Source organism: Amycolatopsis keratiniphila subsp. keratiniphila, assembly GCF_001620365.2.
GTDB lineage: Bacteria > Actinomycetota > Actinomycetes > Mycobacteriales > Pseudonocardiaceae > Amycolatopsis > Amycolatopsis keratiniphila.
In genome coordinates, this window is sequence record NZ_LQMT02000010.1 from 336398 (window position 1) to 350701 (window position 14304).

General features: G+C 68.2%; 19 protein-coding genes. 4 read left to right on the forward strand and 15 right to left on the reverse strand.

The genetic code is table 11. From position 1 onward, the window contains the following. Positions 1-169 precede the first annotated feature (169 nt). Positions 170-1414 (reverse strand): DUF1700 domain-containing protein, encoded by a 1245-nt coding sequence (locus tag AVR91_RS09820; protein WP_063273305.1) that lies wholly within the window; start codon positions 1412-1414, stop codon positions 170-172. Then, positions 1411-1734, reverse strand: coding sequence for a PadR family transcriptional regulator (locus tag AVR91_RS09825; protein ID WP_005160429.1), 324 nt, complete (start codon positions 1732-1734; stop codon positions 1411-1413). Before AVR91_RS09825 ends, AVR91_RS09820 begins: the two co-directional genes overlap by 4 nt. Positions 1735-1898: 164 nt before the next feature. Here AVR91_RS09825 and AVR91_RS09830 point away from each other — a divergent pair, with 164 nt between their 5' ends. From AVR91_RS09830 to AVR91_RS09845, 4 genes are read left to right on the forward strand one after another with little or no spacing between them, the layout of a single operon-like run. After that, complete coding sequence (locus AVR91_RS09830; protein WP_016336380.1) at positions 1899-2276, forward strand: GntR family transcriptional regulator; 378 nt, start codon at positions 1899-1901, stop codon at positions 2274-2276. Continuing rightward, positions 2273-3160: an ABC transporter ATP-binding protein gene (locus tag AVR91_RS09835; protein ID WP_063273304.1), complete on the forward strand. Its 888-nt coding sequence runs from the start codon at positions 2273-2275 to the stop codon at positions 3158-3160. Before AVR91_RS09830 ends, AVR91_RS09835 begins: the two co-directional genes overlap by 4 nt. After that, a complete protein-coding gene (locus AVR91_RS09840; RefSeq protein ID WP_063273303.1) occupies positions 3157-3846 on the forward strand; it encodes a hypothetical protein in 690 nt (229 codons plus the stop codon). The genes AVR91_RS09835 and AVR91_RS09840 overlap by 4 nt, the downstream gene beginning before the upstream one ends. A gap of 28 nt (positions 3847-3874) precedes the next feature. Beyond that, a complete protein-coding gene (locus tag AVR91_RS09845; protein ID WP_063273302.1) occupies positions 3875-4222 on the forward strand; it encodes a DoxX family protein in 348 nt (115 codons plus the stop codon). An 84-nt stretch (positions 4223-4306) separates the two neighbouring features. Here the strand turns inward: AVR91_RS09845 and AVR91_RS09850 are convergent, their stop codons facing one another. From AVR91_RS09850 to coaD, 13 genes are all read right to left on the reverse strand, one after another. Then, complete coding sequence (locus AVR91_RS09850; protein WP_063273301.1) at positions 4307-5497, reverse strand: MAB_1171c family putative transporter; 1191 nt, start codon at positions 5495-5497, stop codon at positions 4307-4309. Beyond that, positions 5494-6057, reverse strand: a complete 564-nt coding sequence (locus tag AVR91_RS09855; RefSeq protein ID WP_063273300.1) for a hypothetical protein — start codon at positions 6055-6057, stop codon at positions 5494-5496. Before AVR91_RS09855 ends, AVR91_RS09850 begins: the two co-directional genes overlap by 4 nt. After that, positions 6058-6498 (reverse strand): helix-turn-helix domain-containing protein, encoded by a 441-nt coding sequence (locus tag AVR91_RS09860; protein ID WP_016336386.1) that lies wholly within the window; start codon positions 6496-6498, stop codon positions 6058-6060. A gap of 67 nt (positions 6499-6565) precedes the next feature. After that, positions 6566-7426 carry a bifunctional DNA-formamidopyrimidine glycosylase/DNA-(apurinic or apyrimidinic site) lyase gene (mutM, locus tag AVR91_RS09865; RefSeq protein ID WP_063273309.1) on the reverse strand — a complete coding sequence of 287 codons (861 nt, stop codon included), beginning with the start codon at positions 7424-7426 and terminating at the stop codon, positions 6566-6568. Positions 7427-7463: 37 nt separating this feature from the next. Further along, positions 7464-8822, reverse strand: a complete 1359-nt coding sequence (locus AVR91_RS09870; protein WP_063273299.1) for a polysaccharide lyase 6 family protein — start codon at positions 8820-8822, stop codon at positions 7464-7466. A gap of 111 nt (positions 8823-8933) precedes the next feature. Continuing rightward, positions 8934-9680 (reverse strand): ribonuclease III, encoded by a 747-nt coding sequence (gene rnc, locus AVR91_RS09875; RefSeq protein WP_172843579.1) that lies wholly within the window; start codon positions 9678-9680, stop codon positions 8934-8936. Positions 9681-9695: 15 nt separating this feature from the next. Next, positions 9696-9878, reverse strand: coding sequence for a 50S ribosomal protein L32 (gene rpmF / locus AVR91_RS09880; RefSeq protein WP_005160412.1), 183 nt, complete (start codon positions 9876-9878; stop codon positions 9696-9698). Between the two features lie 72 nt (positions 9879-9950). Then, the gene (locus tag AVR91_RS09885) at positions 9951-10568 is read right to left on the reverse strand and encodes a YceD family protein (protein ID WP_016336390.1); all 618 of its coding nucleotides are present in this window, start codon (positions 10566-10568) and stop codon (positions 9951-9953) included. 205 nt (positions 10569-10773) lie between these two features. Next, entirely contained in the window at positions 10774-11499 is a 726-nt protein-coding gene (locus AVR91_RS09890; protein ID WP_034323487.1) for a DivIVA domain-containing protein, read from the reverse strand. Positions 11500-11616: 117 nt separating this feature from the next. After that, complete coding sequence (locus tag AVR91_RS09895) at positions 11617-12399, reverse strand: hypothetical protein (RefSeq protein ID WP_063273298.1); 783 nt, start codon at positions 12397-12399, stop codon at positions 11617-11619. Further along, positions 12399-12914: an RNA polymerase sigma factor gene (locus AVR91_RS09900; RefSeq protein ID WP_063273297.1), complete on the reverse strand. Its 516-nt coding sequence runs from the start codon at positions 12912-12914 to the stop codon at positions 12399-12401. The genes AVR91_RS09895 and AVR91_RS09900 overlap by 1 nt, the downstream gene beginning before the upstream one ends. Before the next feature lie 67 nt (positions 12915-12981). After that, positions 12982-13674, reverse strand: a complete 693-nt coding sequence (locus AVR91_RS09905) for a ribonuclease domain-containing protein (protein WP_063273296.1) — start codon at positions 13672-13674, stop codon at positions 12982-12984. A 99-nt stretch (positions 13675-13773) separates the two neighbouring features. Beyond that, positions 13774-14256 carry a pantetheine-phosphate adenylyltransferase gene (gene coaD, locus AVR91_RS09910; RefSeq protein ID WP_016336395.1) on the reverse strand — a complete coding sequence of 161 codons (483 nt, stop codon included), beginning with the start codon at positions 14254-14256 and terminating at the stop codon, positions 13774-13776. Positions 14257-14304: the final 48 nt, after the last annotated feature.

The window sequence follows — 14304 nt, forward strand, 5'->3', positions numbered from 1 at the left end:
CGGCTACTCGTCTCCGTCAGCGCGTTGCCCCGGAGGTTACGTCCCCTTCGGTACTTCCCGCATCCGCATTTCGTCCTCTGAATGCGGTCGTTGGCATCGCGAACCACCGCATTCAGAGGACGAAACGCGGGTGGAGGCGGCCCCCGGCGTCCGCCTCCACCCGGGCCACCTAGCGCGTCGGCTGGGTGGAGTTCGACGGCGGCGCCGCGGACGAAGGCGGAGCCTGGGCGGTCGTGGAAGGCTGCGCCGGGGTGATCTTCGGGATCGCCGCGCTGAACGGCACGTCCGTCCTTTCCAGACAGTAGCCGCGGTAACCGTTGTAGCCGTTGAGGTTTCCGTCGTGGTCCTGGACTCCCCGCTCGAGCCGCGGCCGCGGGTAGCGGTTGTCGTCGCCGATTTTCCGCTTCTCTCCCGTGCTCTGCTCGCAGGCGTACCGGGTCGTGCTGAGCGGGCGGCCGTTCTCGTCGTAGAGGTAGATCTCGGTCAGCGGTTTGCCCTCGGCGTCGAACGCGTAGATGTTCTCCACGTCCCCGCTGCCGTACGTCAGCTGCGGGTTCCCATAGCTGTCGTTGTAGCTCGGCCCATAGGGGCTGTTGTAGGAACCACCGCCGTAGGACCGTTTCGCGATCAGATCGACCGCCGCGCCCGCTCCGCCGAGCATGCTGCCGATGACGAACGCCGAGATCGGCACGGCCAGCCACAGCAGCCGCCGGTCGGTCTTCAGCTTCGGCCCCGCCCAGACCACCGCGACGGCGGCCAGCAGCATCAACGGCAGCAACAGCACGGCCTCGGTGTCGCGCAGCACGAGCAGCAGGCCGAAGATCACCAGCACCGCCGCGCACAGCACCCACCACGCCGGCTTCAGCGTGCGGAAGTAGTTGACTCCCTTGCTGTTCCGGTTGTTCTGGAACGAGGTTGCGATCTCGCGGAGCTTGACCACCTCGGGCAGTTCCGCGATCGGCGCGACTCCCTTCCGCACCACGTAGGCGACGCTGATCGCGAGCACGGGTGCGACGAAAAGCAGGCCCAGCAACGGATCCACCCGCACCCACACCGCGGCCGCGAAGCCGAACAGCGCGAATCCGCCGACGGAGAACACCAAGCCCCAGAACGCGAACCGCGCTCCGCCGATCCCGGTCTTCACCTTCAGCACGGTGGTCTTGCCGTCCGCGTCGGGCGGACGCGGCGGATAACCGCCGGACGCCCGCAATTCGGCGGCATAGCCTTCCGGGCTCCCCAGACGTTCGATCAAGGCGTCGACCTTGGGGTTCTCCCCCAGTTCCGCCTCCATCTCGGCGAGATGCGGCCGGACGTCTTCGAGGATCTCCTCGACTTCGCTCTCGGGCAGGTCGGCGAGCGCGCTCCTGACCCTCGCCAGATACACCCGCACGGCGGTCGGATTCTGCGTGCTCATGCTGCCTCTCCCAACAGGCTGTTCATTGTCGTGGCGAAAGTCCGCCAGGTCTGCCCCGACTCTTCGAGGCGCTGACGACCCGGCTCGTTGAGGCTGTAGTACTTGCGGTGCGGGCCTTCCTCGCTCGGCACCACATAGGACGTCAGCAGGCCTGCCTTGTACAGCCGCCGAAGCGTCCCGTACACCGAAGCGTCGCCCACTTCCTGCAACCCCGCGACGCGGAGTCTTCGGAGCACGTCGTAGCCGTAGCCGTCCTCTCCGCGAAGCACCGCGAGAACGGCGAGGTCCAGCACGCCTTTAAGTAGCTGACTGATCTCCACAGTCGCGTCCCTCCCAGTCTTACGCAAGAGAAGGTACCACGCATTGCACAGTAGTGCGCACGGCGGAAGCCACTTGCGCCCGACGGGTGGTTCATGGGTTACTTAGTCCAGTAATGAACCACCGCACCCCGAGAGGGTGCTCGAAGACGGGGAACGGAGGTGTCGTGCTCGACGAAGGAACACCCCTGTTCGTGCAGATCGCCGAACAGATCGCCGACGACATCGCCGAGGGAAGCCTGGCCGAGGGGGAACGCGTGCCGTCAACCAACGAACTCGCCGCCTTCTACCGGATCAATCCGGCGACGGCGGCCAAGGGGATCAACGTGCTCGCCGACGACGGCCTGCTCGAAAAACGGCGGGGTATCGGCATGTTCGTGGCCGCCGGCGCGCGGCAGAAGCTGCTCACCGACCGGCGGCAGCGGTTCGCCGAGCAGTACCTCGACCCGATGCTCATCGAAGCGAAGCGCCTCGGCATCGACGACGAAACCCTGATCTCGCTCATCCGCGGGAACGGACACCGGAACGGAGGACCCGCCGCATGACGCCGACCATTTCGACCACCGGCCTGACCCGGCGCTACGGCGACCACCTGGCGCTCGGCGATGTCTCGGTCGACATCGAAGAAGGAAAGATCACCGGCCTGCTCGGCCGCAACGGCGCGGGCAAGAGCACCTTCCTGCGCATCGTCACCGCGCAGGAGTTCGCCAGCACCGGCTCGGTCCGCGTGTTCGGCGAGACCCCGGTCGAGAACGAGCGGGTGCTGCGGCGCCTGGTGCTCGTCCGCGAAGACCAGCAGTTCCCGGATTTCAAGGTGCGGCACGCGCTTTCGGCGGCGTCGTGGTTCTACCCGAACTGGGACGCGGAACTGGCCGAAAACCTGCTCCGCGACTTCGATCTGCCGACCAAACGCCCGATCAAGAAGCTCTCGCGAGGGATGCGTTCGGCGCTGTCGATCACGATCGGGCTCGCGGCCCGGGCGGAGCTCACGCTGCTCGACGAGCCGTACGCGGGCCTCGACGCCGTCGCGCGCCAACTGTTCTACGACCGGTTGCTCGACGACTATTCGGCCCATCCCCGCACGATCCTGCTCTCCACGCACCTGATCGACGAGGTCGCCGATCTGCTGGAGCACGTGGTGATGATCGACAAGGGCCGCGTCGTCCTCGACGCGCCCGCCGACGAACTGCGCGGCACGGCCGTCACGGTTTCCGGCCCCGCCCTCGCGGTGGGCGACTTCGTCGCCGGCCGCCGGGTGCTGCACCGCCGCAAGATCGGGTCGCGCGCTTCGGTCACCGTCGCCGAGGCGCTCGCCCCCGCCGACAAGGCGAAGGCGAAGGCCCTGCACCTGAAGCTGGAGCCGCTTTCCTTGCAGCAGTTGATGGTGCACACCTCCAACGGACAGACCGCAGAGGAGGCGTCCGCATGAACACCCTGGTCAACGTCGCGCGCTACCACCTGGTGGACCGGCTCCAGTACGTCGTCCTCCCGGTCGGCATCACGTTCTTCGCCTTCGGGGTGAATCTCGCGATCTTCTCGCTGATCCCCGAAACACCCGAGGAGAACTACTCCGGCGGCCTGTTCACGCTGTTCGTGTTCATGCTCGTCTGCGGGGCCCTGAGCATGACGAAATCGCTCCCGTTCGGGCTCGCACTCGGTGTGTCGAGGCGGTCTTACTACCTCGGGACGATCCTGCTGGTCGCCGGGCTCTCCGCGGTGTACGCGGTGGGGGTCACCGTGTTCCAGGGGATCGAAGACGCGACCGGGGGCTGGGGGCTCGGTCTCAACTACTTCCGCGTTCCCTGGCTGCTCGACGGTCCCTGGTACCTGACCCTGCTCACCTCGTTCGTGTTCCTGTTGCTGATGTTCGTCTACGGTATGTGGTACGGCCTGATCTACCGGCGTGCCGCGGTGGTGGGTGTCGTCCTGTTCGGCGCGGCGCAGGTCCTGGTGCTGCTGGGCGCGGTGCTGGTGCTCAGCTGGACCGATTCCTGGCCGAAGCTCGGGGAGTTCTTCAGCACGTTGACCGTCGGCGGGATGACCGGGGTCCTCGCGTTGCTGGTCTGCCTCGCCGGGGCGGGCGGGTTCGCCACGATGCGCCGCGTCACCGTCTGAAAGTCCTTCCACACCAAGGAGTTCCGTTATGGCCGTGGCTCATGTGGTGTTGTCGGTGCTGCTGATCGCGATCTTCGCGGTACTGGGGGTGGCGAAGGTCCTGCGTCAGCCGGCGTTGGTCGCCCGGACCGAAAGGCTCGGCTTCTCGGTCCGGGGGATCCAGGGGATCGGCGCGCTGGAGATCGCCGGGGCGGTGGGCCTGGCGGCCGGATTCTTCTGGCCGCCGCTGGGGGTCGCCGCGGCGATCGGCCTGGTGGCGTTGCTGATCGGGGCGGCGATCTCCCACGCCCGGGCAGGAGACGGGGTCAAGGACATCGCCCCGCCGGTCTGGCTCGCGCTGGTCTCGGCGGCGGCCGCCGTCACCGCGGTCGTCTAGCCGTAATTCGCGTGATTGGAGGCGGAACTCGCGTGATTGAGGGCGGAACTCGGGTATGACGCCTTCAATCACGCGAGTTACGGCTTAAATCACGCGAGTTACGGATTCACGGGCCAGGTCCCGGACGCGCCCGACCACGGCGGACCGCCGCCAGGCGCGGGTGACCTCCACCAGCCACGCCGCTTCGGTGGCGATGTCGGGCTCGTCGAGGTAGGTCGCCGGAACGTCGTCGGGGGCGTACCGGCGGCCCGCCTCGGAGGCGGCGAGCGCGGCGGCCAAGGTCGCGGCCTCGACCGTCGCGGCCACGCGGGCTTCGGGGATCTTCGCCTTGCGTGCTTCGGCTTCCGCGACGGGCGGGAGGTCCGGATCGAAGTAGGGCCGCAGTGCGAGATGGCCGTCCCGGATCTCGATGACCCTGCGGTACAAGGCGAATTCGACACCGCCCGGCATACCGGGGCCCGGGTCCAGCGCGATTCCCGGGACGGCTTCGCGCAGTGCGGCCCACAACGGTTCGATCCGCCGGTACGTCCGGTACGTGCCGATCAGCCGGAACGGGGTGGCCAGCGCGGGTCCCCACACGCTGAGCGTCGCGCCCGCCCCGGCGAGGCCGACGCTCAGCGCCGCCAGGATCGCCGAGAGCGTGTCCTCGCCGGCGTCGACCGCGCCGGTGGTGGCGAGGATGTAGATGTCGTCGACGTCCCAGAAAGTCCAGCCCAGCGCGGAAACCCCGCCACCGACGAGCAGCCACAGCCCCGTGCGAAGCGGGCCGGGATCGGCGTGCAGCGCGAAGCGGGCGAAGACGATCGAGAACGTCAGCAGGCTGATCAGACCGTAGACGAGGAAAAGAACGTTGTACGCGACGAACCAGCCGAGCCCGCCCGGTCCGGCGGCGGTGTGCTCGCCGACGCGGTAGCTGCCGGAGAGGAAGAAGAGCGCGATCTCGGCGGCCACCACGGTCCAGGACAGCACCGCGTGCCAGCCGATCCGCTTGCCCTCCCCCAGTTTCAGCGAATGCGCGAACGCGACCGCGAAGGCCATCGCGCCGATCTTGAGCAGATCGGCCGCGAGGTTCAGGAGACTGCCGACGGGTTCTTCGACGCCGACGGCGTTCTCCATCGCCGGGGTGAGCAGCATGATGCCGCCCGCGATGCACATCCCGAAGGCGCTGAGGAACCACATCCGCCGCCGGGGCTGGGTGTGCCTGGCCTGGATCAGCTTGTAGCCGAAACCCGCGAACGCCACCACGCAACAGAAGTACGCGATGGTCTCGATCACGGCAGACGCCGTTTCCGGCTGCCGAAGAGGTTGTCGACCCTGGCCATCCCGCCCGCGAGATCGCTCGCGCTCTCGTCGAGCCGGGCCGTGCCACGCACCGACGTCCGCGCGACGCGTTGCGCGAGGAGACTGGCGAGCAGTTCGGCCTCCTGCTCTTCGACTGCGCTGTAACTCGTGCGGCCGAGCACGCGGCGGATGAGTTCGGGCGCGAGATTCGGCATGAGTGCCTTGCCGGCGGCCGCGTCGAGCGCGATCCCGTCGGCTCCCGCGTCCGCACCGACGTGACCGCACAGCAGGTGGCCGACCTCGTGCAGCAGGATATGCCGCCGGTGCAGGGCGGTGGTGTTGGTCGGATAGAGGATGTAGTCCGCGCGCTCGGTGCTCATCAGCAGCCCGCAGGGGCCGCTGGAGGGGACGCTGACCTGCATCAGTTCGATCGGACGGCCACGCTCGGCGGCAAGCTCCGCGACGAAGGACTCCGCGTCGAAGGGTTCGGGAAGCGCCACGCCGTCGGCGAGATTCCGGCAGCGGCGCCACAACTCCTTACGGCGGCGATCCACTCACGACTCCTTCTTCTGGCCGCCCCGTCCGGATTCCCTGCGGGCGATCGCGTCGATCATGTCGCTGATGGTGTCGAGTCCGTCGGGGGAAAGCGTTACCGCCCGGAGCGCGACGTCGCGGACGCCCGCGTCGCGAAGGGCGCCGAGGAGCGCGAGTTCCTCGGCGATCTTGGCGCTCTGCTCGTCGTCGAAGAAGTACGCGGGCGAAACGCCGAAGAACTGGGCGAGCGCCTCGAGATGGCGTTTCGTCGGGTTGTCGCGGCGGCCGGTGCGCAGCTGCCACAGGTACGTCGTCGAAAAGCTCTCCCCGGTGGCCTCACGGCACGCCTTGGCCACCTCTTCGTGGCTGTACGGTTCGCGATCGGGTCTCAGCACGATCTGGAACAGCTTGTCGATCTTCTCGGCGAGCGTCGTCTTACCGGGCTCGGTCGCGGCCACCATCCCACTCCCTACCTCTCGTGCCCGTTCATGCTAGTTGACGCGGGCCCCGCGCCGTACACGACAGTTTTCACCTCGTGCGCGGCTTCGGCTGGCACCGCGGGCAGGAGAACGACGAACGGTTCATGAAGGGGTCGCGCCGGATCGCCGTCCCGCACCGGCCGCAGGGCAGTCCTTCCTGGCCGTAGGCGTCGAGCGAGCGGTCGAAGTATCCGGATTCGCCGTTGATGTTGACGTAAAGCGCGTCGAACGAGGTCCCGCCGACGACCAGCGCCTCCGCCATCACCTCGCTGGCGGCGGTGAGCACGGTGCGGCCGTGGGCGGCGGTGAGCTTGTCGGTCGGGCGGGCCCAGTGGAGCTTGGACCGCCAGAGTGCCTCGTCGGCGTAGATGTTGCCGATCCCGGAGACGAGCGTCTGGTCGAGCAGCGCGCGTTTGAGCTCGGTCCGCCTCGACCGCAGCGCGCGGACGGCCTGGTCGAGGTCGAACCGCGGATCCATCGGGTCGCGGGCGATATGGGCGATGGTGCCCGGCAACGCCGTCCCGTCGACCTCGGTGAGTTCCGCGAGCGCGAGCCCGCCGAAGGTCCTCTGATCGACGAAGCGCAGCTCCGGCCCTTTGTCGGCGAAGCGGAACCGCACGCGAAGGTGCTTCTCGTCGGGCGCGTCCCCGGGCTGGACGAGCATCTGGCCGCTCATGCCGAGGTGCGCGAGCATGGCCTGGCCGTCGGAGAGCTCCAGCCACAGGTACTTGCCGCGGCGCCGGGCGGCCGCGATCTTCACGCCGGAGAGCCGTCCGCCGAAATCCTCGGCGCCGAGTTCGTGGCGGCGGATCGCGCGGGCGTGGAGGACTTCGACCTCGGTGATCGTCCGGCCCGAGACATGCGCCTCGAGCCCGGCACGGACCACCTCGACCTCGGGGAGTTCGGGCATGCCGTCGATTCTCCCACCGGCGGACCGGTGCGGACGGTCAGGGAGCGAGCGGCCCGACATCCGCCTTCGTCAAGGCTTTCCGCGCCCCTCCCGGCAGCAGTTCGTCGGCCCCGACGTCGTACTTCCCGGACCGCGTCTGCAAATCGAAATCGGTGCCGGCGTACGGGTAGGAGCCGACACCGGCGTCGACCGCCGGGCTCCCCGAGGACAGCCGGTACAACCCGTCCTGCACCAGCTTGGGGTCGACGGCCTTATAGCCGCCCGAAGGCATTCCCGCGGGCCCGCCCCAGGCGATGTTCCCCTCGTACTTCACGTCCGAACCGCCCGGCATGCTCACGAGTTTTCCGGTCCCCTGCAGGATGTTGTTCGCGAGCACGCAGTCCTTGGGCTTGAAGTCGCCACCATCGCCGTGGATGCCGTCGGTGGTCCCGACGACGGTGTTGTACGCGACCACGACCCGGTCGGGGCGGTCGTGGAGTTTGCTGTCCGGCCCGCTGTCCGCCTCGTTGCCCGAGCCGAAGACGATCCCGCGGTTCGCCGTGGTGTGCACGTAGTTGTTGACGATCTTGTGGTCGTTTCCGTGGAACCGGATCCCGGACCGGCCCAGCAGGATGTTCCCCTCCACCACGCTGCGATCCCCGTGGCGCAGCACGATGAAGCCGCGGCTGTCGCGGATCGTGTTGTACCGCACGACGTTGTCCGACGACTTCACGGAGATCGCCTCGGAATCCCCGTCGGCCTTCTCGAAAAGGTTGTACTCGACGACCCCGCCCGCCGAGTACTTCTGGTGGTGGCTCAGCCCGAACCGGATCGACTCGCCACCGTTCGAACCGGTGAACTTGTGGTTGGAGAAGTAGTTGTGGTGCACCTTGACCCGCTTCGCCATGTCCTTGGCCGGGCCGAGCACCTGCAGGAAGACGCCCTGGGTGGTGCGGTTCTGCATGACGTTGTGATCGAACTCGGTGTCGTCACCGTTGAGAGTGACCCAGTTGCCGCCGCCGGAGAGCTGGACGTCGAGCCGGGTCAGCCGGTTGTGCGTGCTGCCCACCGGCACGCTCATCGAGCCACCGTGCCGGAGCTTGAACCCGCGCAACACGACATGCGAAGCACCCGAAGAGAACGAGAAACCCGCGGAACCCTTGATCTCGGCCTTGCCGACGTGTTCCGCGGTGATGGTGATCGGCGCGTTCGCCGTTCCCGACCGTTTGATCGCGATGGCCGAGCCCGCCGAATAGCTTCCGTCGGCCAGCCGGATCTCGTCGCCGGGACCGGCTTTGTCGATCGCCGCCTGCAAGGCGCTCAACGACGTCACCCGGACGACTTGGGCGGCCGAAGCCGTGGCAGGACCTGTCACGAACGCCAGAATCGCGGCTGTGACCAGGCAGAAATGACGCATCCGCCGACCTCTCGACAGGCGACCTGAACGGTCGCGTCAGTGGCGGCGGACTGCGATGAGGTTACTGATTCACCGGCTCGTGCGTCAACGAACCGTCCCGGTGAAGGGGACTCAGGTCGTCTTCGGGGGCTGCTCGATGTCGAGCTCGGCCGAAAGCTGACGCCAGGCCGTCTCGGCGGCCTTCTGCTCGGCTTCCTTCTTGGTCGTTCCCGAGCCGTAGCCGAGTTCACGCCCGCCGACGAGGACGGTGGCGCTGAACTCCTTGCGGTGATCCGGCCCGGTGTCCTCGACCTTGTACTCGGGCACGCCGAGCCCGGCCGACGCCGTCAACTCCTGGAGGCTGGTCTTCCAGTCCAGGCCGGCGCCACGCAGCGGCGCCTCGGCGAGCAGGCCGTCGAACAGGTGGTGCACGAGCTTGCGCGCGACGTCGATGCCGTGCTGCTGGTACGCGGCGCCGATGACGGCCTCGAGCCCGTCGGCGAGGATGCTCGCCTTGTCCCGGCCGCCGGTGAGCTCTTCGCCCTTGCCCAGCAACAGGTGCCTGCCCAGCCCGCCCTCGCCGAGGCCGCGCGCGACCCTGGCCAGCGCGTGCATGTTGACCACGCTGGCACGGAGCTTCGCGAGCTGACCTTCGGCCAGTTCGGGATGGGTGTTGTAGAGGTGGTCGGTGACGACCAGGCCCAGCACCGCGTCCCCGAGGAACTCCAAACGCTCGTTCGGCGGCAACCCACCGTTCTCATAGGCATAAGAACGGTGGGTCAACGACAGCGTCAGCAGCTCGGGCTCGATCGTGATCCCGAGTGCTTCGAGCAGTGGTGCGGGGTCCGCGGGTGGTCCACCGGCCGACTTGCCCCCCATGTCGTCAGCTGCCGATCAGGCGGGCTCGACGACCTGGCGACCGTTGTGCTGGCCGCAGGCCGGGCACGCGATGTGCTGGAGCTTCGGCTGCTTGCAGGCGCGGTTGGAGCAGGGCACCAGCTGAACCGGAGCCGCCTTCCACTGGCTGCGGCGCGCGCGGGTGTTGGATCGCGACATCTTCCGCTTCGGGACGGCCACGAGTAGATCTCCTTCAGACGGTCTGCCCGCGGTCGCGAGCGAACTTGCTTCTCCGGAACGAGCTGGTGCTCGTCAGGCTTGCTTTCCGGGGCCATCGGCCTGGTCATCGCCCGTTTCGTCCTCGAAACGATCGACCAGCGCGGCCCACCGAGGGTCTATCTTCTCATGCCCGTGACCGGGCTCGAGATCGGCCCACTTGACACCGCATTCGGTGCACAGTCCCCGGCAGTCCTCGGTGCACAGCGGGGCCAGCGGCAACGCCAGCACCACCGCGTCGCGGACCGTCGGCTCGAGATCGATCCGGTCGTCCACCAGGCGGGGGATCTCGTCCTCGTCGGTGGTCTCCTCGGTCGCGGAGCCGGGGTAGGCGAAGAGCTCGGTCAGGTCGACCTCGACGTCCTCGGTGATCGGGTCGAGGCACCGCGAGCAGTGCCCCGTCGCGACGGCGGACGCCGTACCGCTGACGAGCACACCCTCGACGACGGATTCGAGCAGCAGGTCGAGCTCCAGGCTGGAGCCGGCGTCGATGGTGATGACGTCGGGCACTCCGAGCGCGGTCTCGACGGGGATCGAGCGTTGGACGGCCTTGCTCAGGCCGGCGTGACGGCCGAGCTCGCGGGTGTCGAGCACCCACGGGTTCCGGTCGTCCAGCTGCGCAGGCTTGGCCTGCGGCGACTTGTTCTCAGACATCGGTCACCAGGGTACGCAGGTACCGCCACTCACTTTCGGGCGGCCGGGACCCCTGGGCGCGGACGAGTGCTCCCAATGTGGCATTGGGGACGTTGAGCGTCTCCGATGCCACATTGGGCGCGCCAGTAGGCCGGTCCGTGAAGGCCTCCTTACCTACCCTGAAGGTAGTGAAGGGGGCCTTCACGTACTCGAGGTGCCCAGGCGATCAGCTCTGGTAGTCGTACAGCGAGGTCCGGCTGTTGCCCGGCAGGTTGACCGGCGACCGCAGGTGGTTGCGCCCGGAGTCGACCGTCCGCAGCGTGGTCGCCAGCAGCTCGGAGAACTCGGCCAGCTTCCCGTCGACGTAGGCGTCGCAGTCGCCGCGCTGCTTGTCGGCCTCGACGTGCGCCTCGTCGACGATGCGCGCCGCCTCGCCGTGCGCGGCCTGGACGACCTCGGTCTGGGCGACGAGCCGGGCCTGTTCGGCGCGGCCGTCCTCGATGGCGCGCTCGTAGGCGTCGCGACCGGCCTGGATCATCCGCTCCGACTCGGCACGCGAGCGGTCGGTGAGGTTTTGGAACTCGGCCTGCCCGGCGGCGACCATGCGCTCCGCCTCGGCGTGCGCGTCGCTCATCATCTGCTCCGCGCGGGCGCGGGCGTCGGCGAGGATGCGCTCGGCCTCGGCCTGCGCGTCGGCGACCGTGCGGTCGGCCTCGGTGTTCGCCGTGGTGATCGTCTCCGCCGCTTCCGTCCGGGCGGTCTGGATCAGCTGGTCACGCTTGTCCAGGACGTCCTGCGCGTCGTCGACCTCGCCCGGCAGGGCGTCACGGATGTCGTCGAGCAGCTCCAGGGTGTCCCCGCGCGGGACGACGCAACTGGAGGTCATCGGCACGCCGCGGGCTTCCTCCACGATGGTGACGAGCTCGTCGAGCGCCTCGAAAACCCGGTACACGGCCACTCCCTACCTACAGCGATCCCCACATTCCCTGAGTTCAGTTTGCCCTCATCACCGCCGTAAGGGGTGAAAGCGCGCGGTACCGGGCGTGTCCCGCCTGGTACCGCGCGTCGCCTACCGGAGATCGAGTTCAGGATCCGAGACCAGCTTGATCAACTGGTCGTCCGGCGGACGCGAGCCTCCGTCGCCCGCGCCGGTGGACACGGCGACCACCGTGCCGTCGGCCCGGTACGCGATCGCGTCGCGACCCGGTTCGACGTCGCCGGGAGGCAACGACGGGACGGTCCCGGTGACGACGACGGTGCTTCGGTCCGGTTGGAGCAGCTTCACGCAGTCCACCGGTTCCCCGCTCGTCACCCCGCCGAGGTCGGCGTCGAATCCGCCGCGGGGCCGGCGGCCAGGCTTACAGCTGTCTTCGAGCGAGAACCCGCGTTTGGCCGCTTCGACCCCGAGAACAGTGAGCAGGAGGGGACGATCGGCGCCGGAGGCGTCCCGGTAGCCGATCATGAAGACGAGGGCGTCCCAGGTGCCCAGCTGATGCACGGAGCGGATCCGGACGTCCATCGCCCCGGTGAGCACGCCGGGCAGCGCGATCGCCAAATGCCCGGAGATCCTCGCCTTCCTCGCGGCCAGGTCGCCGTTCGCCGGAGCCGGCGACGGCGCGCCACTCGGTGACGGCGCGACCGGGATGGGCGGCACGGCCGGCGCGGGGCCGTTCCCCGGCGCCACGAACACCACCGCAGCCGCGATCACCGCCAGTGTCGCGATCCCCGTGGCCACGACTCCTCGCCGGTTCCGCGCCTTCTTCGCCGCCTTCCCGGCGACCTCGTCCGGGTCGAAGCCGAGCGGTGGCTCGGCCAGTGTGATCCCGCGCAGCCTGTCTTCGAGTTCGTCCATCACGCGCTCCTCCCGGAGACAGCCTCGTCGTGCTGTCTCTGCAGGGCCGCGCGGAGGACGTCGAGTCCTCGCGCGGCCTGGCTCCTGACCGTCCCTTCCGAACAGCGCAGCGCGACGGCCACCTCCGCGACCGGGAGATCGGCGCAGTAGCGCAGCACGACGGCGGCGCGCTGTTTCGGGGGAACTTCGGCGAGGGCGCGAAGCAGCGAATCCGAGATGTCGGCCTCAGCGGGAGCGGCGGGCTCTTCGGGGACGACGCCGTCGCGGTTTTCCCTGCTCCGCCAAGGTCGTCGCCGCTCGTCGAGCCAGCAGCGCATCAGGATCTGCCTCGTGTAGTTGTCGACGGGCCCTTTCCGGCGGACCTTCGGCCAGACCCGGTAGAGCTTGATGAGCGCGGTTTGGACCAGATCCTCCGCGAGATGCCAGTCGCCGCAGAGCAGGTACGCCGTCCGTCTGAGCGGTAGCGCCTTGTCCCTGGCGAACTCCCTGAAGCTCGCATCGTCCCCAGACCGCATCGTGCCTCCTCGTCCGTGTTCCGGTGTATCTCACGGACGGGGAGGCACGAAATGTTGCACGGGCGGATCAGCCGGCGAGGTTCACCAGCTTGAAGGTGACGTAGCGGTCCGGCGTGTAGACGATCTCGCCGCCCTTACCGGAGATCACGCGGTCGTTCGTGCCCACCGGGAACAGCTGGTAGTAGCCGGCGGCGCACGTCGGCAGCACCCCTTCGCGGTTCTGGTAGACCGTGCCGGTCGCGCCGCCACGGGCCTTGTCCACCACGGACTTGGCCGCGGACGACATCGTCGAGTAGCCGATCTTCGTCAGCTTCGAGGTGTCTCCGCAGGACGGCGCCGGGGTGCCGTCGACGTCGATCACGGAGAAGGTCTTGTAGTGGTCGGCGGTGTAGAAGAACTCCCCGCCGTTACCGGTGACGATGCGCCGCGCGCCGCGGTCCGGAGAGCCGGGCGTCGGGACCGTGTACTCGCGGTAGTAGGCAGAAGCGCACTTCGGGAGGATGTTCTCCCGGTTCGAGAAGACCGTGCCGTCCTTGTCCGGGTACGGGAACGGCCCGCCCTTCTTGATGAGGTCGTAGGTCGTCGTCGCCTCGGCCGGCAGCGACGACAACGACACGTGCTTGAACCCGGTGAGATCCCCGCACGGGTTCTGCTGGACCGAGACGGGGGCGGCCGTGGCCTGCGCGGCGCTCAGTCCGCCGAAGAAGGTGACAAGCAGAACGAGCAGCGCGGCGGCGATCCGCGATCGTTTGTTGGTCATTTTCGGACCGTAACCCGATCGTGTATTCACCAGAAGGCGTCGAGATGAACTCTTCATCGCCGCTCACCAGCGCCCGACCAACGGCTTCGGCCGTTCGGGTCAACCTCGTTCGGAGTACTTTTCCGAGAGGCGTTTGAACACTATCGGCGGCACCAGGTGCTCGATGTCGCCACCGAGCGCGGTGACCTCCTTGACCAGCGAGCTCGACACGAACCCGTACGCCGGGTTGTTCGCCATCAGCAGGGTTTCGAGCCCGGTCAGCTCACGGTTCATCTGCGCCATCTGGAGCTCGTAGTCGAAGTCGCTGACCGACCGCAGGCCCTTCGCGACCGCGATGATGTCGTTCTCGCGGCAGTAGTCGACGAGGAGTCCCTGCCAGGAATCGACGCGCACGTTCGGCAGCTTCGCGGTGATCTCGCGAAGCATGTCCATCCGCTCCTCGGTGGTGAACAGGCCCTTCTTGCTCTTGTTCACCCCCACCGCGACGACGACCTCGTCGAACAGCTTGGCCGCCCGCTCGATGATGTCGAGATGTCCATTGGTGGCCGGGTCGTAGGACCCGGGACAGACCGCACGCCGCATGCGCGGACGCTACCAAGGCGAGGAACGTCCTGCGCGTTCTGCGCGTCC